The organism is Streptomyces sp. NPDC001709 (genome assembly GCF_053596375.1).
In genome coordinates this window covers 1-21,830 of record NZ_JBSFGB010000074.1, presented here as the reverse complement: position 1 = coordinate 21,830, position 21,830 = coordinate 1, and the positions used below count along the sequence as shown (strand labels likewise).

17 protein-coding genes and 4 pseudogenes are annotated in these 21,830 nt (G+C 67.4%); 10 read left to right on the top strand and 11 right to left on the bottom strand.

Annotated features, from left to right (window positions below):
• Window positions 1-84, top strand: a pseudogene (locus tag ACWC0C_RS45845) (IS5/IS1182 family transposase); the annotation flags it as partial.
• A 459-nt stretch (window positions 85-543) separates the two neighbouring features.
• On the top strand, window positions 544-801 hold the full coding sequence (locus ACWC0C_RS45840) for a GNAT family N-acetyltransferase (RefSeq protein WP_450870958.1): 258 nt from the start codon (window positions 544-546) through the stop codon (window positions 799-801).
• Here ACWC0C_RS45840 and ACWC0C_RS45835 read toward each other — a convergent pair.
• The 6 genes and pseudogenes from ACWC0C_RS45835 to ACWC0C_RS45810 form a co-directional block, all read right to left on the bottom strand.
• Window positions 780-998: pseudogene (locus tag ACWC0C_RS45835) on the bottom strand (ATP-binding protein); the annotation flags it as partial. The gene ACWC0C_RS45840 and the pseudogene ACWC0C_RS45835 sit on opposite strands and share 22 nt — an antisense overlap.
• 116 nt (window positions 999-1,114) lie before the next feature.
• The gene (locus ACWC0C_RS45830; protein WP_450870957.1) at window positions 1,115-1,483 is read right to left on the bottom strand and encodes a group II intron maturase-specific domain-containing protein; all 369 of its coding nucleotides are present in this window, start codon (window positions 1,481-1,483) and stop codon (window positions 1,115-1,117) included.
• A 35-nt stretch (window positions 1,484-1,518) separates the two neighbouring features.
• Window positions 1,519-1,728 (bottom strand): hypothetical protein, encoded by a 210-nt coding sequence (locus ACWC0C_RS45825; RefSeq protein WP_450870952.1) that lies wholly within the window; start codon window positions 1,726-1,728, stop codon window positions 1,519-1,521.
• A gap of 342 nt (window positions 1,729-2,070) precedes the next feature.
• Window positions 2,071-3,717: a glycoside hydrolase family 27 protein gene (locus tag ACWC0C_RS45820; RefSeq protein ID WP_450870951.1), complete on the bottom strand. Its 1,647-nt coding sequence runs from the start codon at window positions 3,715-3,717 to the stop codon at window positions 2,071-2,073.
• Window positions 3,718-3,807: 90 nt separating this feature from the next.
• Window positions 3,808-5,232 (bottom strand): non-reducing end alpha-L-arabinofuranosidase family hydrolase, encoded by a 1,425-nt coding sequence (locus ACWC0C_RS45815; RefSeq protein WP_450870950.1) that lies wholly within the window; start codon window positions 5,230-5,232, stop codon window positions 3,808-3,810.
• A 94-nt stretch (window positions 5,233-5,326) separates the two neighbouring features.
• The gene (locus ACWC0C_RS45810) at window positions 5,327-7,633 is read right to left on the bottom strand and encodes a beta-L-arabinofuranosidase domain-containing protein (RefSeq protein ID WP_450870949.1); all 2,307 of its coding nucleotides are present in this window, start codon (window positions 7,631-7,633) and stop codon (window positions 5,327-5,329) included.
• Window positions 7,634-8,245: 612 nt separating this feature from the next.
• Here ACWC0C_RS45810 and ACWC0C_RS45805 point away from each other — a divergent pair.
• A pseudogene (locus ACWC0C_RS45805) lies at window positions 8,246-8,578 on the top strand (TIGR02679 domain-containing protein); the annotation flags it as partial.
• A 55-nt stretch (window positions 8,579-8,633) separates the two neighbouring features.
• The gene (locus ACWC0C_RS45800) at window positions 8,634-8,852 is read left to right on the top strand and encodes a DUF2399 domain-containing protein (protein ID WP_450870947.1); all 219 of its coding nucleotides are present in this window, start codon (window positions 8,634-8,636) and stop codon (window positions 8,850-8,852) included.
• Between the two features lie 243 nt (window positions 8,853-9,095).
• Here ACWC0C_RS45800 and ACWC0C_RS45795 read toward each other — a convergent pair whose 3' ends face one another.
• Together ACWC0C_RS45795 and ACWC0C_RS45790 are read right to left on the bottom strand one after the other, a co-directional pair.
• Window positions 9,096-9,353, bottom strand: coding sequence for a glycoside hydrolase family 97 C-terminal domain-containing protein (locus tag ACWC0C_RS45795; RefSeq protein ID WP_450870956.1), 258 nt, complete (start codon window positions 9,351-9,353; stop codon window positions 9,096-9,098).
• Window positions 9,256-11,025, bottom strand: a complete 1,770-nt coding sequence (locus ACWC0C_RS45790) for a glycoside hydrolase family 97 catalytic domain-containing protein (RefSeq protein ID WP_450870946.1) — start codon at window positions 11,023-11,025, stop codon at window positions 9,256-9,258. Before ACWC0C_RS45790 ends, ACWC0C_RS45795 begins: the two co-directional genes overlap by 98 nt.
• Window positions 11,026-11,332: 307 nt before the next feature.
• Here ACWC0C_RS45790 and ACWC0C_RS45785 point away from each other — a divergent pair, with 307 nt between their 5' ends.
• Window positions 11,333-12,817: an RICIN domain-containing protein gene (locus tag ACWC0C_RS45785; protein ID WP_450870944.1), complete on the top strand. Its 1,485-nt coding sequence runs from the start codon at window positions 11,333-11,335 to the stop codon at window positions 12,815-12,817.
• Between the two features lie 714 nt (window positions 12,818-13,531).
• Complete coding sequence (locus ACWC0C_RS45780) at window positions 13,532-14,761, top strand: alpha/beta hydrolase family protein (RefSeq protein ID WP_450870942.1); 1,230 nt, start codon at window positions 13,532-13,534, stop codon at window positions 14,759-14,761.
• A gap of 335 nt (window positions 14,762-15,096) precedes the next feature.
• Here the strand turns inward: ACWC0C_RS45780 and ACWC0C_RS45775 are convergent, their stop codons facing one another.
• Entirely contained in the window at window positions 15,097-15,720 is a 624-nt protein-coding gene (locus tag ACWC0C_RS45775; RefSeq protein ID WP_450870940.1) for a DJ-1/PfpI family protein, read from the bottom strand.
• 88 nt (window positions 15,721-15,808) lie between these two features.
• On the opposite strand from ACWC0C_RS45775, the gene ACWC0C_RS45770 reads away from it, so the two are divergent.
• Window positions 15,809-17,146 (top strand): aminotransferase-like domain-containing protein, encoded by a 1,338-nt coding sequence (locus ACWC0C_RS45770; protein ID WP_450870938.1) that lies wholly within the window; start codon window positions 15,809-15,811, stop codon window positions 17,144-17,146.
• Between the two features lie 146 nt (window positions 17,147-17,292).
• Here ACWC0C_RS45770 and ACWC0C_RS45765 read toward each other — a convergent pair whose 3' ends face one another.
• A complete protein-coding gene (locus ACWC0C_RS45765) occupies window positions 17,293-18,054 on the bottom strand; it encodes a globin domain-containing protein (protein WP_450870936.1) in 762 nt (253 codons plus the stop codon).
• 78 nt (window positions 18,055-18,132) lie between these two features.
• On the opposite strand from ACWC0C_RS45765, the gene ACWC0C_RS45760 reads away from it, so the two are divergent.
• From ACWC0C_RS45760 to ACWC0C_RS45750, 3 genes and pseudogenes are all read left to right on the top strand, one after another.
• Window positions 18,133-18,492 (top strand): winged helix-turn-helix transcriptional regulator, encoded by a 360-nt coding sequence (locus ACWC0C_RS45760; RefSeq protein WP_450870934.1) that lies wholly within the window; start codon window positions 18,133-18,135, stop codon window positions 18,490-18,492.
• A 530-nt stretch (window positions 18,493-19,022) separates the two neighbouring features.
• Window positions 19,023-19,628 (top strand): dihydrofolate reductase family protein, encoded by a 606-nt coding sequence (locus ACWC0C_RS45755; RefSeq protein WP_450870954.1) that lies wholly within the window; start codon window positions 19,023-19,025, stop codon window positions 19,626-19,628.
• Between the two features lie 940 nt (window positions 19,629-20,568).
• Window positions 20,569-21,063: pseudogene (locus ACWC0C_RS45750) on the top strand (hypothetical protein); the annotation flags it as partial.
• A gap of 11 nt (window positions 21,064-21,074) precedes the next feature.
• On the opposite strand, the gene ACWC0C_RS45745 reads toward ACWC0C_RS45750, so the two are convergent.
• The gene (locus ACWC0C_RS45745) at window positions 21,075-21,626 is read right to left on the bottom strand and encodes an RICIN domain-containing protein (protein ID WP_450870953.1); all 552 of its coding nucleotides are present in this window, start codon (window positions 21,624-21,626) and stop codon (window positions 21,075-21,077) included.
• Window positions 21,627-21,830: the final 204 nt, after the last annotated feature.

Below are 21,830 nucleotides of genomic sequence, written 5' to 3'. Positions count from 1 at the left end.
CGCATCTTCCGCAGATCCCGATGCAGTCCAAACCGCATGACGTCAATCGCCAAAGCCGTCCTCACCCTGGAGCGGCAACGCTGAAGAAGCTCACTGCTTGGGGCAGCGTTTGAACGCCGATTTGGGCAGCACTTAGCGATCTTGGACGTGGCGAATGTTCACGCGAAGTGTCGTCACTGCCTGGAGGCGGCCCGTGACTCGGAAGGCAGATGGCCGTTGAGCGACAGTGACCAGGTGGCATGATGCAGCGGTGATTCTCTTCGACACCTGCCGTAGTGCCTGCAGGCCGGATGAGCCAGCTCGAACAACCAGTGTTCCGGCTTGCAGGGAACGTGGAACTGCGTCTGTGGCGACAAGACGATGCCCAGAGCCTCCTGGATGCCAGTCTCGACCCGGATATTCAGCAGTGGAGCCGTCCGGGGCGTGGCGTCTCCTGGAGGACGCCCGAGCGAAGATCGCACGTTGGCATGAGCGTTGGGCATCTGAACAGGCAGCGATCTGGGCCATCGGGCGGCTCGGTAAGCGACCCATGGGTTTGATCGGTTGGGGGACATCGATCTCAAGGGCGGGAGCGCCGAGATCCCTTACTCGCTGCTGGCAGCAGGGAGAGGTGGTGGCGTCATAGCCGACGCCACTGTGTGCGTCAGCCGGTGGGCAGTGGATGACCTGGGCCTGCACCGGCTGCGCCTCACCCACTCCGTAGCCAACCCGGCATCGTGTCGGGTTGCGACGAGGGCTGGCTTCGCCCTGGAAGGCACTATGCGAAGTGCCCTACTGCCCCTGGTACTGGCGAGCCGGTAGGAGTCGGTGCCGGTCTCGATGATGGCGCCGTTGAAGGTGAGCCGGTCGACGATAGCCGCGCAAAGGCGCGGATCGGTGAAGGTCTTCGTCCAGCCGCCGAACGACTCGTTGGAGGCGATGGCGACGCTGTTCTTCTCCTCGCACTCGGTCAGAACCTGGAAGAGGAGTTCGGCGCCGTGCCGGTCCAGTTCCATGTGTTGGGTCGGGGACGGGACGCCGTGCACCGTTTCCGGTGCCGGTTTTCCCGTCCCCGCTCGCCGAACCGGACGTGCCCGTTGGCCGAGCATCCGGCTCTCCACGTGATCCGCTGGGGTCAGGCGAGGTATTCGCTGACCTGGCCGACGAAGGCCACATCGTCGTGGTTCGTCCGGCGGAACCGTGCTCCGTCAGGATCGACCTCGTCGATGTTGTATGGCGTGGTGATCTGCGCTCCGCGGAAGCGGTAACGCTCGACCTCCATCTTCGCCGGGCTGTAGAGGACGAGCCCGCCCTCCGTGATTCGGTCCGCTCCGTAATAGCGGCGCCGCAACTGTTTCCAGGTCACGTGAGGATGCTTGTAGCGAATCCAATGGATCATCCTCCACCACGCGTACCAACCGAGGTAGGAGAACGTCTTCTTGGATGCGCCATAGCGGAAATAGGCGGCCCAGCCCCGAAGGACAGGGTTCACCGTCCGCAGCACCTCTTCCAACGAGAGCGATGTCGTGCTCCGCCCCGTCAGTTTCGACGACCGCCGCCCCAGGACCTCCGTTGGATGTGGAAGCCGAGAAAGACGAAACCATCGTCGATATGGGTGATGTGGGTCTCCTCGTCCGAGAGAGTCATCTTCAGCCTGCTGGCTAGCAGCTCACCGATCTCCGCTTTGAGTGCTTCGGCTTCGGACTTCGTCCCGTGCACGAGCACGATGAAGTCGTCTGCGTAACGCACGAGCCGGAAGTTCGGCCGCCTCATCCGGCGCCGGTATTGCCGACGCCAGGGCGGAGACATCTCCGTGTCCACCGCCAGCGGTGCCCTGCTAAAGCCCATCTACCCCTCTGTCGGCATCTTCTGCATCTCGAGGGAAGCTCAGGTCGACGTTTGGATTCCTCGGCACAGCAGGCACCCTGCTCTGTCTCGACTGCCGGAGTTTGGGCCATGCCACTGGAGCGCGCCGGTGACTACGGCGATGGGCGGTCCCGGTGCGAGAGGGCAGTCCCCGCAGGGTGACATGCTGTCGTGGGACTGCCCTCTTCCAATCGGACATCTGCCTGCGCGGGCAGGGGTGGCGGGTTACGGGAGCGCGGTCCACTTCTGGTTGTTCTGGCCGCTGCAGGTCCACAGGATGACCGAAGTCCCGTTGACGGTACCTGCCCGTTCGGCGTCCAGGCACAGCCCGGCGTGGACGTTGCGGATCGACCCGTCGGCTTGCATGGTCCACTTCTGGTTGTCCTGGCCGTTGCAGGGCCAGATGATGACCGGCGTGCCGTTGGTGGTGCCCTGGTTTGAGGCGTCCAGGCACTTGTCGCCGTAGACGCGGATCTCGCCTCCGGCCCACGTGGTCCAGAGCTGGTTGGCGGCGGTGTGGCAGTCCCAGATCAGCGTCGTCGTCCCGGCCGTGGTGGAGGCGTGATCCACGTCCAGGCAGCGGCCGGACCCGGTTCCGCGCAGCCGTGCGGTGGTGGAGGCCAGCGGGCTGCCGCCGGTCATCTTGAACACGGCGACACCGTGCGCCGGGACGCTCGCCGAGATCTGGCCGGAGGTGCTCGACGTGCCGCCGGTCCACAGGTCGGTGAGGGTGAACGGCCCTCCGGTGAGGCCGACCTGTGCGGCGGTGGCGGTGACGGTCGCGGTGCCGCTCCCGCGGTTGAACAGGCCCACGGCGACCGAGCCGTCGGACAGGGGCTTGGCGAACACCTCGGTGTCACCGTCGTCGCGCACCCTGCGCCCGCCCGCGCCAAGCGAGTCCTGGTTGACCGCCAACAGGCGAGGGTTGCGCAGGATCGCGCTCACGTCGCTGGACATGGTCCGGATGTCGTTGCCTGCGATGAGGGGGGCCGAGAGCAGCGACCACAGGGCGAAGTGGGAGCGGGACTCGTTCAGCGACAGACCGGGACGGCCGACGACCAGCATGTCGGGGTCGTTCCAGTGGCCTGGACCCGACTGAGCGGCCAGCGGCGCGTCGATGTCGAGGACGTTGCCCACGCCCATCGGGTAGCTGTTGGTGTTGCCGTTCTGCCAGATGTCGAGCAGATCCTCGGTCGTCCGCCACAGGTCGGCGACCTCGCCCCAGTTGTAGGTGGCGCCGGTGATGGCGTGGAAGCTGTTGGGGTTGATGCTGTAGACGATCGGCCGCCCGGTGGCGCGCAGGGCGTCGCGCATGAGGGTGAACTGCGCGACCTGCTCGTCCAGGGTGCCGCTGGAGGAACACCAGTCGTACTTGAGGTAGTCCACGCCCCATGAGGCGAACGTGGCGGCGTCCTGGGCCTCGTGGCCCTTGCTGCCGGTGGAGCCGGGGTAGGTGCCCACGCCCTGCGCGCACGTGCGCTCGTTGGGTGCCTCGTAGATACCGAACTTCAGCCCCTTGCTGTGGATGTAGTCCCCGAGCGCCTTCATGCCGCTGGGGAACTTGGTCGGGTCGGCCCGCAGGTTGCCCGCGCTGTCACGCTGCGGATCGAACCAGCAGTCGTCGACGACGACGTACCGGTAGCCCGCGTCCTTCATGCCCGAGGACACCATCGCGTCGGCGGCCTGGCGGACCTGCGTCTCGTCGACACCGCATCCGAAGCTGTTCCAGCTGTTCCAGCCCAGCGGCGGGGTGAGCGCGGGGCTGCCCGGTGCGGCCTCGGCGGTCGCGCCGGCGGAGGCGGTGACGCAGGCGGAGAGCGTCAGCGCGGTGGCGGTGAGGAGACGCAGCAGTCGTCTGTGCATGGGAACCATGCAGGATTCCTTCCTGGGAGACAGAGCGGAGGCCGCTGGTGACCGTGCCTGACAGGCACGGTCACAAGCTTCTGGTCAGATGCGCGCGGGTCAGCGCTGCAGGGTGAGCAGGCCGGGCCGGTACGGCAGCCTCTCGTAGGGGGTGGTGCTCGGGGTGTTGGGGTCCAGGCCCTGGTAGAGGAACTGCAGGTTGCAGGGGTCGACGGTCATGGTCTGGTCGGGGTTGTTGCGGACCAGGTCACCGTGGCTGATGCTGTTGGTCCAGGTGGCGCCGCTGTTGGCCTTGCCCGCGAAGGGGTTGCTCTCGGTGGCGGCCTGTGCGGTCCACGGACCGTTCAGGCTGGAGGCCGTGAACGAACGGAAGAAGCGGTCCTCGTTCGCACCGCGAGCCTCGACGATCATGAGGTATTGGTTCTGGCCCTGGACCTTGTAGACCTGCGGCGCCTCGAACAGGTTCTTCACCGTGTCGGTCATGACCGTGGTGTACGAGGAGCCGAAGCTGCCCGGGAAGTTCCCGATCGGGATGGTCGACTTGAAGATGCTGCCGTTGTCATTGGCGAAGAACAGGTACATGTTCTGGTCGTCGGCGATCAGGGTCGGGTCGATCGGGCCGCCGCTGGGGAGGCTGCCGGTGAACAGCGCCTGCGGCGCGGACCAGCCGTTGGGGTTGGTCGGGTCGCTGGACGTGCGGTAGGTGAAGGGCCAGGCGGTACCCCACCCCAGAGAGGCCATCACCCAGATGTTCTTGGGCGCGAAGTAGAACACCTGGGGCGCCACCGCGGACGAGCTCATCGCGGTCTGGGTGGCCGTGGACATGTCCGACCAGTTCGTGAAGGGGCTGAAGCCCATCGAGTGCCAGTTGCCGTCGGAGTACGTCGCGTAGACCAGGTGCTTGCCGTTGTACGTCGTGGTGGTGAAGTCCTTCAGCGAGAGCCACCCGTTGGCCGGCTGCGCCAGCGGACCGGTCGAGGTCCACCGGTACGTCGACGGAAGAGCACACGAGTTGGTCGTCCCCGACAGGCCGGTCCACTTCTGGTTGCCGGCGCCGGTGCAGTTCCAGAGCTGCACCGCCGTGCCGTTGGCCGTGGCGCCGCCCGAGACGTCCAAGCACAGCCCGGACTCCACGCCGACGACCGTGCCGTCGGCGTTGACCCGCCACTGCTGGTTCGTACCGCCGTTGCAGGACCAGATCACCGGCCGGGTACCGGCCGTGGTGGCATGGCCCGGGACGTCCAGGCACTTGTTGCCGTAGACGGTCAGCTGGTTGCTGTCCGTCAGCGTCCACTGCTGGTTGGTCCCGCCATGGCAGTCCCAGATCTGCAGGTTCGTGCCGTCGGTCTGGCTGGCGCCCGGCACGTCGAGACACCGGCCGGAGCCGACACCCTTCAAGGCGCCGGTGGTGGCCGCCTGAGCAGCCGGACTGGCGACGAGCAGCGCCGCCAAAGAGACCAGGGCCGCGATCGCGGCGGCGAGCACCGCAGACGGACGTCTGCGGCTGAAAGGTGGTCTGCGCATGGGGACCTCGTGATTCTGGAGTGTTCGGAATATCGAACTATGGTCGAAGGGTCGGGCGAGCGGGAGGACGGAGACGATCAGTTCCGCGGAAGACCTAGTTCGGCAAGATGCGCCACCGGTTGTCGGCGGTGCCGTCGTCCGCGTCCTGGACCGCGAACGCGCCGACAGCGTTGGAGTTGTCCGCGATGGCGAGCAACTTGCCGCTGTTCACGTTGCGGATCTTGTAGGTCCCGTCTCCCTGGTCGAGCAGCGTCCATCTGTGGTCGGCGGTGCCGTTGTCCGACCACTGCAGGACGGTCGCGCCGTCCGCCGTGGACATGTTCAAGACGCCGAGCACCTTGCCGCTGTGGGCATTGCGGAAGCGGACCGCGTTTCCGTCGGTGATCATTTGCCAGTTGTGGTCGGCGGTGCCGTTGTCCGACCACTGCAGAGCGCGGCCACCGTCGGCCGTGGACATGTTCTGGATGCCCAGCAGGAGACCGCTGCCCACATTGGCGAGACGGACGGTGGCACCGGTGTTCCAGTAGACGGTGTAGTTGAAGCCGTGCGCGTTGTGGAACGGGCCCAGGTTGACGGTGGAGCCGTTGGCGGTGGCGGTGAAGGCAAGCGAACTGCTGCTGGTCCGGGTGATCGAGGACGTGTTCAGCGACGGGAGGGAACTGAGCGAGGAGTCACCGTAGTTGCCGACCAGGACCACCGGGCCGTAGGTGATCGCGGCGACGTTCGCGTTGTCGTTGGCCGCTCGCATGACGATCCGCATGGGGAGGCGGACGGTGACAGCGTCGCCGGAGGCCCACGAACGGCTCAGGGTGGCGTAACTGCCGGGCGCGGTGGTGATGTTCTGCGCGACGCCGTTGACGCTGACGGTGGCGCCGGAGGTCCAGGCCGGGATGCGGATGCGCATCGCCCAGGTGCCGGTGACGTTGCCGGTGACCTGCAGGGTCGTGGTGTCGCTGGTCGGGTATGTCGTGGTCTGGGTGACCGTGATTCCGCGCTCCGACCAGTTGAGCACCGAAGGCACGAACAGGTTCACGATCAGGGCGTTGTCACTGCGGAAGTAGACGGAGTCCATCAGCCTGGTGTGCATCTCCAGGCCCGTGCCCTGGCAGCACCAGAAGGTGCCGTAGTCGGTGCTCCAGGTGCCGCCGCCCCACGCCGGGCCCACACCGCGCCGGCCTCCCGGGTTGAGCGGGGTGAAGTAGGTGACGTGACCGTGGTCGTCGGCCGGGTTCTGCTGGCCGATCATCTGGTTCAGCCAGGCCCGCTCGTAGTAGTCGAACAGTGCGGCCCGGTCCGGGTCCAGCGTGAACAGTTCCCGGGTGAGGGTGAGCATGTTGATGGTGTTGCAGCTTTCGCAGGTGTCCTTGTTCAGGTAGCCGGCGATGGCGTTCGGGGCGCGGAAGTGCTCCGCCTGGCTGTTGCCGCCGATGGCGTAGGTGTGCGCGTTGACGCAGAAGTTCCAGGCATTGGTGGCGATGTCCCGGTAGCGGGTGGTGCCGGTGGCCTTGTACTCCCGGGCGGCCCCGATCCACTTGGGTACCTGGGTATTGGCGTGGAGTCCGCTGAGCTGGTCCTGGCCGGACGCCAGGGGGTCGAACACCGCGGCATGGTCGAAGCGCCGGGCGACGGTGAGCCACCGCGCGTCGCCTGTCTGCTGGTAGAGATCGGTCAGCACGGTGTTCATGCCACCGAACTCCGTTCCGAGCATGGCCTGCATCTGCTGGCTGCTCAGCCGGCCGGTGCGCCAGTCGACCCATCCCGCCAGGGCGAGCAGCACGTCCCGGGCCTGCGTGTTGCCGATGTGGCGCCATACGTCCAGCAGGCCGGCGAGGGTCTTGTGGATGGTGTAGTACGGCACGTTGCCGTTGCTCAGGGCCCCCTGCTCGAGAGCGGTGAAGTCGGACTCGGGGTAGCCGGAGAGGTATCCGGCGTTGAAACCGGCGGCGCTGTTGTTGGCCTGGCATTTGGCCAACTCCGCGACCATGGTGGTTGCCTTGTCCCGGCAGGTGGTGTCCCCGGTCACCGCGTACAACTGTGCCCAGGCCGTGAGGAAGTGCCCTTGCACGTGGGTGCGGAAGGGAAACGTCGGCGCGTCCCAGCCGCCGGTGGCAGCCGCACCATTGGTGGACAGCCGGTGGTTGGCGCGGAAGTTGTACAGCAGCCGGTCGACGTCGACGAACCGCAGGTAGTTCTGCGTACGGTTCTGGTTGTCCAGCCACCGGCTCGCGGTGAGCCGGACCTGGCCGAGTTCGAAGGGGTGCGCGGAGACTCCGATGTCGGCCCTTGTGGGAGGGATGGCCGCCTGGGCGGGGGATGCGCCGATGAAGGATCCGGTGGCAGAGGCGGCGGCGGTGGCCCCGGCTACTTGCAGGAGGCGCCGTCTGCTGACGGAGGAAGACATCTTGCACCTTTCAGTGACGGGAGAGCCATTGCTTGGTCGTTCAGAGCTGTGGTGAGAGGTCGGAGCTGTGGTGGGAGACCAGGGCCGGTGACCGGGGGGCGTGCTTCCGGTGGCGGTGAGTGCGACGTACGCGACGCACCCCGGACCGGACACGGTCGGCGGGCGGCTGACGCGGCGCCACGGCCTGCGGGCGACGATGTCTGCGGCGGGAGCCGGGTGGATGGAGCGCGTCACCCGCTGCGAACGGCAACAGATTCTGCGGACTCCAGGGGGCTGGCGGTGGAACAGTTTCCCGACGGCATGTCCTCACTCCGTTCCCGTACGGCAGCACCGCCGCGTGCCCCTTTCGGCTCCCGGATCGCCTCGGAGACCCCTTAGCTGCGTGTTCCTGATGTCACGCATGAAACTGCGGCACTCGCCATGCTCGTGTCAACGGGTGTGCAGGGATGAAAAGCACCTTCCGGCCGCGCTTTTCTCCGTTTGTGTCTATAAATCTGCAGGTTGCTCAACGCGTGAACATGGCATGTCTACGCGCCAGGCGCCGATGGTCCCGGACCGGCTACCGTGCCGGGCGGCACCGGTCCTCCGATCGGGCGGGGATCGGGTCGTGCCATGCGCGGAACCGCTGGCGAAGCTCGGCATGCGGGGTCGGACGGTCATGCCACGGTGCGAGTCCAGCCGGCGCTCGCCGACTGGACCGCGTCATGCCGAGCCACTGGTCTGGTCGGTGGCTCACCGGATCCGACCCGAACCCTGCTCGCAGAGGCGCTTACCGTGCTCGCGGAAATCCCGGATCGGGCCGAGCCCCCGCCCATCTTCGCTGCCCGGGTTTTGAAGGGCGACTCCCACGCACTCGACGACGGCACCCGCCTGTCCACCCTCGTCCTCCGAGCCCCTGGCGATCCTCCACGACACCGTCCCGGAGTCCTCGGCGTATCGCGCGCCTTGTGCCCTCGCGCGGGCATCGCCGACGACGACCTGCCGACCACCGTTCTCGTAGGTGGACCCGGGCGAGTTCACCCTCGCCTCCGATCCTGCACCCGTCGTCCGCACCGTGGAGAACCCCAGCATCCTGGCTCTGTCCTTTCATTGCTTCGGCCTGGGCTGCCCGCCGCTCGTGTGCACATCCGGCCGACCCAACAGCGGCCGCCCCCCCTTCTCGCAGACCACGGCGCCGTGGCGCCACCCTCCGCGGTCGCCCGCACACCACACGACCTGAGGGGCCCTTGCACTATGAGCGTCCGATGTGGTCCCGCGGTCCGGGGCCGTGCATCGCAAGGCGCAGAGAGCCCTCGGTGGGGGTGCCCCCGCTCGGGCGAAATCAGCAGCCGTGCGAGCAGGTCAGCAAGTACTGCCGTCGAGACGCTCTCGGACATCGAGCTGGGCGCCGTAGGGCGTAACGCGGGGCGGACACCCCCCTGCGGACCAGCCCCGATCCGGCGAAATCCCAGGTTACGGCCGCTCATCCATGGCTCAGGACGACTGCCTGGCCGCCCGCGGGGGCCATCGCGACGCGCAGCGTGGTCGACGAGGTCACGGTCCGTGTGCTGACTGCGACCGGGGTCTGGTACGGGCTGCTGCCCGGCGTTCCGTCGGCGTAGATCGTGGCGGTGTAGGTGCCGCTACCGAGGAAGGACAGCGGGATCGAGAGCGTCCGGGCGGTCTCGTTGGTCATCGCCCCCAGGTACCAGGTGGTGCCGCTGCGCCGGGCGACGGCGATGTACTCGCCGATCGAACCGGCGAGGGTCCGGCTCTGGTCCCAGACGGTGGGGATGGCGTCGAACCAGGGCAGCCCGGGCCAGTTGGAAGGGGTGGAGTACTGCGAGGGGGTGCTGTACCAGTACAGGAAGTTCAGAGGTTGGTAGTACACGGCGGCCATCGCCATCTGGTGGGCGTTGGTCGTCCGGTCGCGGGACTGGCCATAGCAGATGGTGTAGTCCATGCCCGCCGATGTTGCGGGTGAAGGGCAGGGTGACGTTGTGGGTGGCGGTCGGGAAGTGCTCGTTGCCCCGCACGCCCTCCATGCTGATCCAGTTGGGGTAGGTCCGCTCGTAGCCGAACGGCCGCACGTCGTCGTGCATGTCGATCAGCAGCTTGTGCGTCGCCGCCGTCCTGGCCCAGGCGATGATCTGGTTCGTCATCGCCTGGGTGCCGTCGTTGATGAAGCCCAGTTTGATTCCCGCCACGCCCCAGCTCCGGTACAAGGCGAACAGGCTGTCCGAGCTGCCTATGGCCATGGGGTTGACGTAGAGAATGACGCCGATGCCCTTGCCGGCGGCGTAGGAGATGACCTTGGGCATGTCGATGGCGGAGATCGGCTGCGTGGCGTCGGTCGAGGTGTGCTCGGGGCCGTACCACCCCGAGTCGTACTCGATGTACTGCAGGCCGCGGGCGACGGCGAAGTCGACGCCCGCCAGCCCGTTCGCGGTGGTCAGATTGCACCGGAAGACCTTGCCCGGCTTGATCCACGACGTGTCGGCGAGGGCTGTGGGCGGGGCCAGGTTGAGAACCAGCTCCGCGTTGTCGACCAGTTCGGCGTGGGTGGAGCCGATCACCACGGCGCGCCAGGACGTGGCGAACGGTGTGGTGACGGTGGAGGTCGTCTGGACCGGTCCGGAGCCGCGGGCCGTGTGCCGCATCAGGTACGCCGCGACGGTGTTGGGCTGTCCGGAGACCGAACTGAGCATCGTCCGCGGGTAGTTGGTGCGGGCCGACTCGCAGACGCAGGCGATGAGCCCGCTGCTGTAGGTCGCGGTGAGGGGGAGGTCGGTCAGGGGACCGGTGTCCGTGGAGGAGGTCCCGGTGGACGGGATGGAGCCGGGCGCGACCGGGTTGTAGTCGTCCTCGTCCCGCGCGCTGTAGACGAGTGTGCCGTCCGGGAAGACGAACGTCGTCAGTTCACCGGCGATGGTGGCGGTGCCCGAGTCCAGCAGGACGTAACGGAACGCGACGCCGGTCGCGTAGGCCCGGATCTGGACACCGAAGTTGATGGAGGTGCGGTTGTCCCGGAGGTTCCAGCGCATCTCCTGGTAGGTGTCGGAGACGGTCGCGTTGCGCCCGTACAACGGGTTCCAGGTGGTGTCGACGTGCCAGTGCTGATAGTTCGTCAGGACGGCGTCGGTGCCGAGGGTGGTTCCGTCGCTCAGCCGCAGCCCCATGGCCGAACTGGCCACGACTGTCGCGCCGTTACGCCGGGCCGACCACTGGAGCGAGCCGCCCGCCAGCGACATGGTGATGCTGGTGGTGCCGTCGAGCGACGTCGCGGTGACCGAGGTGTCTGCGGCCTCGGCCGGATATGTGCTGCCGATGCCCAGCGCGGCCGTTACGGCGGTGACAGCCGCGCCCTTGAGCACCCTGCGGCGGGAAGGTTCCTGACGCCCTGGCAAGTTCACAGTCGGTCCACCTCGCTTGGATATGGTTTCCAACAAACTCAACCAGCAAGTAACAGATTCTGACCATCGCGAAGGTTCTACGCCTCCCCCGACCTAAAGGTCAACCCCTCGCATCCGCCCCCCACATGTCCGAAATCCCGGACAGTCAGGGCGACTTGCGGCCCCTGCGAGCCCCATCAGGTGCCCCCAAAGCCGGTCACGAAATAAACAAACTCGAACGCGATCCTTGACGCCACGAACGTGCCACGACTCTCATTGGTCCCCCCGGCATCAACGGATCGTCAAACCTCGACTGAGAGGGACGCACATGTTCAAGGGAGTTCCCCGGCCGCCCGTCGGCCGATGGCGGCGCGGGGCCGCAGCGTTCCTGACCCTCCTGGGAGGCCTTGCGGCGCTGCTGCTTCCGGCGACCGAGGCGCACGCGGCCACGGTGTCGTTCACCACGGGTGCCGCACGCACCGACCAGAACGGCAACACCCTGCAGTTGCACGGCCTCGGCATCATCAAGGTGGGAGACACCTGGTACGGCTTCGGCGAGGACAAGACCGGCGAGACCTCGTCGGACACGTCCTTCCAGGACATCGCCTGCTACTCCTCCACCAATCTCGCCGACTGGGCCTACCAGGGCCAGGCGCTGAGCCGGCAGAGCAGCGGCGACCTCGGCCCCAGCCGTGTCGTGGAGCGACCCAAGGTCATCTACAACAAGTCGACCAGCACGTACGTGATGTACATGCACATCGACAGCAGGAATTACTCCGAGGCCAAGGTCGGCGTGGCGACCAGCAGCACCCCGTGCGGCCCCTACACCTACCGGGGAAGCTTCCGGCCGCTGGGCAACCTCAGCCGTGACCTCGGCCTGTTCCAGGACACCGACGGCACCGGCTACCTGCTGAGCGAGGACCGCAACAACGGCCTGCGCATCGACAAACTGTCCGCCGACTACCTGTCCGTGGACAGCGCGGTGGCGGTGCTCGGCAGCAGCGGCAGCGTCGAGGCCCCTGCCATGATCAAGAAGGACGGCACCTACTACGTCTTCGGCTCCCGCCTGACGGGCTGGAGCCTCAACGACAACATCTACGCCACCGCCACGTCACTGGGCGGCCCCTGGTCGTCCTTCCGGAACTTGGCCGCGCCCGGCACCCACACCTACGGCAGCCAGACGGCGAACGTCATCACCGTCCAGGGCTCCTCCGGCACCACCTACATCTACGCCGGCGACCGCTGGAACACCTCCGACCTCGGCGCGTCGAAACTGATCTGGCTGCCCCTGACCATCAGGGGCACCACGGTGAACCTCGGCCAGTACCCCACCTGGTCACTCGACACCTCGGCGGGAACCTGGACGGCCGACAGCGGGACCCCCGCTGAGGGCGTCCACACCCTGAAGAACGTCAACAGCTCCCTGCTGATGGACGTGTCGAGCGGCTCCACGGCGAACGGCGCCAGGATCATCCAGTGGCCGTCCAACGGCGGCACCAACCAGCAGTGGACGCTCACGCGGGTGGCGGACAACATCTACACGCTCAGGAGCGTGAAGAGCGGCCTGTGCCTGGACGTACCGAACCAATCGACCGACACCGGCGTCCAGTTGGAGCAGTGGACCTGCAACGGCGGGACCAACCAGCAGTGGTTCCTCGACCTGGTCGGCAGCTACACCGACAGCACCTACATGCTCGCCGACGTGGGCAGCGACCTGGAAATCAGTGTCGCGAACGCCTCGACCACCAGCCGGGCGGCCGTGGAGCAAGAAACGGGCACAGGCGCGACGAGCCAGCGGTGGAGTCTTTCCTGACGGGTGCGCCGGAACCGCTGACGCGGATCAACGAGCACACCGTGGACGCGCCCAACTCCTACCGCGGCCGCCACCGCGGACCGGATGCCGCGCGCTACGCACCCGAGGCCGCCGCGGTGATCGACGAACTGGCCGCTGCCGACCGCCCGGCGGGAGCATTCATCGGCGAGACCTTTCTACGGCAACGCCGGAGGAGTCGCCCTTCCCGACGGCTATGTCCCGACACCGCCCTGATTGGACGACATCACCGGCCGGACAGGGACGTAGCACCAGCTCGGCAAGGGGACTCGAACCCTGCCGCAGCGGATTTCCTTTCCAGCGCGCAGGCGCTCAGCCACTGAACCGGGGCGGAGTCTCTGTGGCCGTTCGCGCAGGTCAGACGTTGTCCAGTCAGCCTATCCGGCTGTCCTCCCTTGTTCCAGGGTGAGTTGCACGTCACTGGAGCGAGGCGAGCTTCGGGTGAGCGGTGTACAGAATGAACTCCCCCGGTGCGGCTCCGCCCTTATGCCGGTCGAAGGGGGCTCCGCGTACAGACGGAGCGGCCCGCCGGCGCCGACCGCATCGGCCCCAGGATGTAAACCCGTGGGCCCATGCCCGCGCGGGTGATCAATCGGTGGGCTGATGCCGCACGGGACGGGCACGCGGCAGAGTTCCCCCGTGCCCACAGACTGGCTGTCGCGGCACAGTTGACGATCCGTGACCACGGGAGGGACCGTGACCACCACACCGTTCACCGGGCGGAAGGGCATGACGCGCCGCCGCATGCTGGGAGCCGCACTGGCCGCCGGGGCCGCCGTACCGCTTGCGGCCGTCGCTAGCCCCGCTTGGGCGGACCCGGCCGCTCCGCCCGCCCCCGCCCTCGCCCCGACGCGGTTCACGCTGCCCGTGCCCACCGGGCCGCACCCGGTGGGCACGGTCCAGCTGCACCTCGTCGACCCGTCGCGCCCGGACGACATCGCGGGCCCCGGGCACTTCCGCGAGCTGATGGCCACCGTCTGGTACCCCGCCCGGGACGTCGAACGGTACCCGGTGGCACCCTGGATGCCGGCCGGCGCGCTGAAGGCGTTCCTCACCGACGTGGGGTTCAGCGCCGTGGCCGACCTGGCGCCGTTCACCTCCGGCCACGTGGGTGCTCCGGTGCAGCGGTCGGGCCGCCAACTGCCCGTCCTCGTGTACTCGCACGGCGCGCACAGCCACCAGGGCGACCACACCATCATGGTCCAAGAACTCGCCAGCCACGGATACGCGGTCGTGACGATCGCTCACCAATACGACACATATACCGAGTTCCCCGACGGCCGGATCGCCGTCCCGAGCGACAACCCGAAGGCCCCCACCTTCCCGGGCGACTTCGCCACGGACCTCCGCTTCGTCCTCGACTGCGTCGAACAGCTCGCCGCCGGGTGCAATCCGGACGTCGACCAGCGGGAGCTGCCAGCCGGGCTGCTCGGCTCCCTCGACCCCCACTGCATGGGCGCGTTCGGCTGGTCGAAGGGCGGGACGGCCACCGCCTGCGCCACGCTCGCGGACGACCGCATCCGCGCCGGGCTGAGCCTCGACGGCCCGATGGTGATGAACCCGCCGCTGACCGGCGACCTGGCCCGGCCGTTCATGATGATGTCCGCCGTGTTCACCCGCGCCACGGATCCCGCGGCCGCCGCGTTCTGGTCGCACCTGCGCGGGTGGCGGCTGAACATCCAGGCCCAGGGCGCCGTCCACGTGTCGTACGGCGACAACGAGGCACTGTTCCCACAGGTGGCGAAGCTGTTCGGATGGAGCCCGCAGCAGCTCCAGGACACGATCGGCACCCTCGATCCTGACCAGGCGGTGAAGATCCAACAGGCCTACCCGCTCGCGTTCTTCGACGAGCACCTGCGCCACCGTCGGGGGCACCTGCTCGACAGGCCGTCCCCAGCCTTCCCGGCGGTGACGTTCCTCGCGTGAGTACCCGGAACCGCGGCGCCGTGGTCCGTCGACGGCGCTCGGGGTGGCCGAAATCCGCTCCTTGATCCGAATCGCCGCCCGTCCTGCCGGCCCACCCGGCCTACCACTCACGCCGAAGAACATCGAGAGCACCGGCACAAGCTCAAGCGCCTGGTCGGGCTCGGCATTCTCGCCGAGCCCGAGCCGGCCCGGCTTCACCCAGAGCCGCCCGAGCGACTCCCCCGCTCCACCATGCCAGCCCACCTGAGAGGCCGGTAGGTGTTCGGGCCGCGAGCAGACGGCCAGGCTGTCGGGAAGCGTGGCTTCCTGGCCGGTCGCTGCCTGGGACCGGTTGTTCAGACGAGCGCCTGCGTGGGAGCGGGCAGGTAGGGAGTGATGTTGCGCCAGGCGCGCTCGATGTATTCCTCCTTCTCACCGACCGGGGCGACATAGTGCAGTGCGCCTTCGGCGGCGTCGTTGCCCTCGAGGCGGGCGATGATCCAGGCGGCGAGGTAGTGCGAGGCGAGGCAGCCGCCGGCGGTGGCGATGTTGTCCTTGGCGTAGAAGGGCTGGTTGAGCACCTCGACACCGGCGGCGATGACCCAGGGCTTGGTGATCAGGTCGGTGCAGGCGGGGATGTCGTTGAGCAGGCCGAGCTTAGCCAGCACGAGCGCGCCGGAGCACTGCGCGGCGATGAGCTGGCGCGAGGGGTCCAGGCCGCGCAGGACATTCATGATCGCCGGGTCTTCGACGACCTCGCGGGTAGCGATGCCGCTGCCGACGATGACGGCGTCAGCGGCACACGCCTCCTCAAGAGTGGACATCTGCTCGATGGTCACCCCGTTCATCGATGTCACCTTGGGGCTGGGGGTGGCGATGGTGACACGCCAGTCGTCGGTCTTGATGCGGTTGAGCACACCGAGTGCGATCAGGGAGTCGAGCTCGTTGTAGCCCTCGAAGGTGAGGATGGCGATGTGCACGGTGGCTGTCCTTCCGGATGAGTGGGTCTTGACAGTAAGGACTCGCGAACAGGACAGCCAAAGAATTGTCATGCATACAATCCGGTGCATGGCAGCCTCGCGGTACAAAAAGCTGGTCGACGCGCTCGCATCCGACATCCGGACGGGGCGGCTCGCCGCAGGTGTGCGGCTGCCGACACACCGCGGGCTCGCCGCCCGCGAGGGCATCGCCGTGGTGACCGCGACTCGGGTGTATGCCGAGCTGGAAGCGATGGGCCTGGTGAGCCGGGAACAGGGCCGCGGCACGTTCGTGCGTGACATCGCGGTTCCCGCCGGTCACGGCATCGATCAGCAGGTCGTCGCCACGGATGCGGTCGACCTCAACTTCAACTATCCGTCGCTGCCCGGCCAGGCCGATCTCCTGCGGCAGGCTCTGCGAGAGGTGGCTACTTCTGGTGATCTCGACTCGCTGCTGCGCTACCAACCGCATCGAGGGCGTCCCCAGGACAGAGCCTCGATCGCACGGCACCTGAGGCGTCGAGGAATCACTCCTGACGCGGATCAGATCCTCATCGTCAACGGTGCCCAGCACGGCCTGGCCGTCACCGTCATGGCCGCGCTCAACGCCGGCGACGTCGTCGCGGTCGACGCACTCACCTACCCGGGCTTCAAGGTACTCGCGCATGCCTTTCATCTCGACTTGGAGCCCATCCCGACCACCATCGACGGCCCGGATCTCGATGCCCTGGAGAAGCTGTGCGCGACCCGCCCTGTGCGCGCGATCTACACCATGCCCACCTTGCACAACCCTCTGGGCTGGGTCATGCCGGCACCTGATCGCGCCCGTCTGATCAAGATCGCTCGACAGCACGGTCTACTCATCATCGAAGACGCCTCATACGCCTACCTGGTCGAGGACCCTCCACCGCCGCTGGCTGCAAGTGCACCGGACATCACCGTCTACGTCTCGGGACTGTCCAAGAGCGTCGCCACCGGCCTCCGGGTCGGCTTCGTCGTCGCCCCGCCGCCTACGGTGCCCTCGCTCGAGCGCGCGATTCGGGCGACCACCTGGAACACCCCGGCCCTCACCACCGCAGTCGCCTGCCGCTGGCTCGAAAACGGCACGGTGGACCACTTGGAAGCGCAGAAGCGAGACGACGCCAAAGCCCGCCAAGCACTCGCCAGACAAGAGCTGGCAGGCCTGCCCCTCATCAGTCACCCCTCGTCCTACTTCACCTGGCTGCCGCTGCCAGACGACGCACGCGCCGACCGCCTGACCGCCACCCTCGCGCGTCAGCACATCTCGGTGACCACGGCGGAGCCGTTCGCCACCTCGATGCACACACCACAGGCGCTCCGCCTCGCGCTGGGCTCGACCGATATGGACACTCTCCAGTCGACGCTCCGTACCGTGCGACAAGTCGCAATCGAGGACGCCTACACCTGAACTCGCCTCGACCAGCCGATTCCTGCCCGCACCGACGTCTGCCTACGAAAGATCGTCGGCACTGGAGGCCTGAGGAAACCTGGTCCGCCTGCGACCCGAGAGGAGACTTCACAAGGGGGCGCCGGGGGTGACGTCTGCCCCCGCGATCAGCCCCGGTACGGCGGCGTGATACCCCAGTCCCAGCGGGGCATCGGGGACTCGGGCAGCGGGGGCGGGTTGGGGCCTGAGTAGATCAGCGCCATGCGCGTGCCCCACTCCAGGTAGTACCCGAAGACCGCACGGAATTCGGGGTCGTCCGGAAGGCCGGCCTCGTCGGCGGTGTCGATCAGCAGAGCCACCCACCGGCGACGCTGCTCTTCGGTGAACCCGCGGCCCACGTGGCGGGATGCCATGTGGCGATGGCCGCCGCGCTGTGTGCTGTAACGGGCCGGACCGCCGAAGACCTCGCCGAGCCAGGCCGCGACGTGTTCGGCGTGGTGCGGGTCCTTCCCGGCGAAGACGGGGGCGAGGAGTTCGTCCTCGGAGACCCGCTCGTAGAACCGGACGAAGAGCCGTTCGAAGGCTCCCGCCCCGCCGGCCCACTCGTACAGGGTCGGAATCGCCCCGCCCCGACCCACGACGTCGGTGTCCTCGTAGTGGCGCATCTCCTCGATCGACTCGACGTACGGTCTGATCTCGGCGAAGAAGGCCGCGAAGTGCTCGCCCTTGCGGAAGCCTTCGAGGTGGTCCGCGGCCGAGGTCCAGCGGATGCGCAGGATGTAGGCGCCTGGATCCTCGGTGCAGCGGGCCAGTTCGTAGTCCACGCATTGCTCGGCCTCGCCGAGCGGCTCGGCGGCCCGCAGGTACGCCTTCTCGAATTCCGCACGCTGTGGTTCGGCGATCCGGTACCGGATGTACTCGACAATCATGCCAGGACTGAACAGCACCTCCGGGCACCCGGCAAGGACTGACCCGGCGGTAAGCACCCGGAACAGGACAGTGATGCCATGACGATGCCGATACCCGAAGACGGGCAACGCTTCCACTGCCCCGTCGAGTTGACCCTGGAGGTGATCGGCGGCAAGTGGGCCACGGTCGTGCTGGCGCACCTGAAGGAGGGCGTGCACCGGTACGGCGTGCTCCGGCGGCGGATGCCCGAGGTCAGTGAAAAGGTGCTGTCCCAGCGGCTGCGCGGGCTGGAGGCCAGGGGACTGATCGAGCGACGGTCCGACGGCGGCAACCCGCCGAGTGTCGAGTACCGGCTGACCGAAGAGGGGCTGAGCTTGGTCCCCGTACTGGAGGCGCTGTACGTCTGGGGCGAGCAACGCGCGGCACGCACCGGTGTCCGGATCGAGCCCCCGGAATGACCGCATCCGCCCTCGCTGACGACCAGGGCGAGGCGCCACAAGCCTCAGAAGCCGTTGCTCTATCGATCTTGGTGAGCGTGGGTTTCATTGCGGCAGCTCGGTCGGGTGATCTTATGGCGTGTCGTGCATGAAGGAAGGACCCCTGGTGCAGCTCGTGGTTGTCGAAGACCGGGAGCGCGCCAGGAGGCCCTGATGCCGCATTTGTACGCCCTCGCCCCGGCTGGCCCGCCAGGCTGCCCGTCCTGACCGGACACCTCGCCCGTCCCCGGAGCGCTCGGTGGACGATCAAGTCGCCACAGGAGACATCGACTTCGTTCGCGAGGCATAGTCAGGACCTGTCGTTTGGATCATCCCGGCAGCGCGGGGTCTGGTGCGCACGTCTGCGGACCAGACCCCGCTCGGGTCGGCCAAGAGGTACCGCACTTCACAGCCGGGCTGATCCAACGCTGGCCCTGGTGCTGCGCCGCCGAAGTTCCGCCGATGAGTTTGCAGCGATGGTGCGGTCTACCCGTCGACGAAGGGAGCGCACCATGCGCAAGATCATCATTTGCACGTTCCTGACGCTGGACGGCGTCATGCAGGCGCCGGGCGGTCCGGACGAGGACGCTCAGAGCGGCTTCGAGCACGGCGGCTGGCAAAAGCCGGTGTCCGACGACGAGGTCGGCACGGCCATCGCCGGTTGGTACGAGCCTTCCGACGCGATGCTGCTCGGCCGCAAGACGTACGAGATCTTCGCGTCGTACTGGCCGACCGCCGATCCCGACAACCCGTTCACCCATCGGATGAACAGCATGCACAAGTACGTGGCGTCCCGGACCCTGACATCCGTCGAGTGGCAGAACTCCACGCTGCTGGAAGGCGACATCGCCGATGCCGTCCGCAAGCTGAAAGCGTCCGACGGCGGCGACATCAACGTCGTGGGCAGTGGCGACCTCGCCCAGACCCTCATGCAGCACGGTCTCGTCGACGAGTACCGGCTGACCATCCATCCGGTGATCATCGGCACCGGCAAGCGGCTGTTCGCCGACGGAGCGATCCCCACCGCGCTGGAGCCGATCAGCGTCTCGACGACGAAGGGCGGCACCATCGTCGGCGTCTACCGTCCGAACGGTAAACCCAGCTACGACAGCTACTAGCCGGGTGCGGGCCCTCAGCACAGCGAGGACGGCGGCCGCGTACGGCGGGATCGGTCCCAGACGGCGAAGTAGTCGGTGTGCAGCCGGTCGAACTCATCGTCCCGGCCGGGCTGGACGCGCATGCCGCTGCTGCGGCCAAGGAGAAGGCTGGCGCGGCGGCTCGCCTCCGGGCTCAGGCCACGGATTAGTGGCAGCGATCGCCCTCCGAACATGGTGCCGTCGGGGACATATGCCTCGTACAGGGAGGCCTCACGGGCCAGGGTCGGTTCAGACCTTGCCCGGCGCCTCACCACCACTGGTGCACAGCGGCGTCGGTCTCAGAGCGAGCTTGAGGGCGTGCAGATGATCCGCATCTGGATGAGCGGCAGCGTCGGCTGCTCATGGGGGCTGAAGCCCGGATCCCGGGGCACGGTGGAAGGATGAGCTAACCCCGTCCCACAGGACGGCGCTTGCGCTCAAGAGATCCGGTCAACGGCGGCACGGAAGGCGGCGAGAGCCGTTGCCTCCTGTGCCGGGAGGTCTTCGAACGAACAGCAACGTCATCAGGTCCATCGGCCGCTTGCCCCACCCGGACGTGCGGGCGAGAGCCACGACAAGGTCGAGTTCTCGGGCGGTGGCGTGGACGTGCTGCCTGCCTGCACCGCAAGATCCACGGCGGCCTCCGGGCCGTGGAGAACCTTCCGGGCTTGAGATGGACAAGCGACTCGATCTCGGGGTGCCGGTTGCGGTACTCCGTCCTCGCACATTGTCGGCGTCTGGGGATGGCCACATGCCAGCGAGGTAGGGGAAGTCAGTGGAGGGCTTGTGGCCAGCTCTGTTACGGTCCTGTGGCCGGCCGCGGGACTCCGGTGCGACTTCCGGAACGTGCCTCTGAAGCAATGATTCGCAGCTCGTGCCCCCATTCCCCGGCCGGCATCAGCACTCTTGGGGAAAGATGTGGATGGATTCGTACGGGGACCTCGTCGCAGCCGAGGATGTGCTGCTCTTCGTCAACGCGGCGATCACCTCCACTGGCCAGCATGAATTCCACGGCGACGCGGGCGAGCAGCGGCTGTCCTTGGACTTTCTCCATGCATACATACTGGGGAACTACCGTGACCTGTACGCGGGGGTCCTTGCCCTCGACATCAACGACTACAACGCAGTCCTGATCATCCGGCGGCTGCTGGAGACCGGCGGTGAGGCCACCGCCAACCAGCGCCGCAGCGAGGGCCGTCTGATCGCGTCCCGTCTTGCGACGCTACCGCCACAACGGGTGTACGGACTGTTCGATACTCTGCGCCGGGCCGGGGTGAACAACCGTCGCAGCCGTGCGATCATGCGTGACTGGCTGTCCGCCCGCCAAGACCTGGCGTTCGACGCCGTAAAGTACCGCGGCGCGCTCAAGCGAGCCCTTCGCCATGCACACCTGGCCCCCGCGACCGAAGAGCTGGGGAGGTGACGGCGTCAGCCCGCGAAGCCGGGGGCGCTGTCGTCCGAGAGGTTCTCGTTGTCCACGTCGGCGCACTGGTAGAGGCGCGCGGGGTTGCCGTTGGCCAGGCCGCCCCAGATGTTGAGGCAGTTGGAGGAGGCGACCTTCGGCTGAATCTGGGTGTTGCCGCCGTTGAAGACGGTGTTGAAGGCGTCGTCGGGGCTGCCGGCCTTGGAACACGGGTACAGGCGCAGGTGGTTGCCGGTCACATCGCCGCCCTCCCAGTTGTTCAGGCACAGCTGGTTGCCGTTGGCGTCCCGCGTGTGGAAGGCGAGCTGGTAGTGGGTGGCGTCCACGTACCAGCCGTCCCACACCTGAGCCGGGGTGCCGTTGCAGCCCCAAGCCTCGACCTGCGCTCCGGTGACGGCGTTGCCGCCGGGAACGTCCAGGCAGAACTTCTGGCCGGGGCCGATGAAGATATGGAAGTTGCTGTACGAGGTGCCGGGCGTCTGGGCGCTGGCCGGGGCGGCGCCCAGGCCGAGAGCGAGGACGGGGGCCGCGGTTGCGGCCAGAGCGGCGGTGCGCATTCGCACGTCGGATCCCCCATGGATGGTGGCGGAGTGGCGACGCACGACGGCGTCGCCACCTGATGACCGGAAGCCTGGCCGACGGACCTGTCACCACCTTGTCAGGCGTCTACTGACCTTGTTGGCGTGATGTCGTCAACGTGAGGCCGGTTTCGGCGAGACATCCATCGATGAGGTTGCTGCGGTACTGGATCTCGCGGAGGC

Bases quoted from the DNA above. Each gene is read 5' to 3' on its own strand.
- ACWC0C_RS45820 (WP_450870951.1), bottom strand. From the start codon at position 3,717: ATGGTTCCCATGCACAGACGACTGCTGCGTCTCCTCACCGCCACCGCG.
- ACWC0C_RS45815 (WP_450870950.1), bottom strand. From the start codon at position 5,232: ATGCGCAGACCACCTTTCAGCCGCAGACGTCCGTCTGCGGTGCTCGCC.
- ACWC0C_RS45810 (WP_450870949.1), bottom strand. From the start codon at position 7,633: ATGTCTTCCTCCGTCAGCAGACGGCGCCTCCTGCAAGTAGCCGGGGCC.
- ACWC0C_RS45785 (WP_450870944.1), top strand. From the start codon at position 11,333: ATGTTCAAGGGAGTTCCCCGGCCGCCCGTCGGCCGATGGCGGCGCGGG.
- ACWC0C_RS45770 (WP_450870938.1), top strand. From the start codon at position 15,809: ATGGCAGCCTCGCGGTACAAAAAGCTGGTCGACGCGCTCGCATCCGAC.
- ACWC0C_RS45765 (WP_450870936.1), bottom strand. From the start codon at position 18,054: ATGATTGTCGAGTACATCCGGTACCGGATCGCCGAACCACAGCGTGCG.
- ACWC0C_RS45760 (WP_450870934.1), top strand. From the start codon at position 18,133: ATGACGATGCCGATACCCGAAGACGGGCAACGCTTCCACTGCCCCGTC.
- ACWC0C_RS45755 (WP_450870954.1), top strand. From the start codon at position 19,023: ATGCGCAAGATCATCATTTGCACGTTCCTGACGCTGGACGGCGTCATG.
- ACWC0C_RS45745 (WP_450870953.1), bottom strand. From the start codon at position 21,626: ATGCGCACCGCCGCTCTGGCCGCAACCGCGGCCCCCGTCCTCGCTCTC.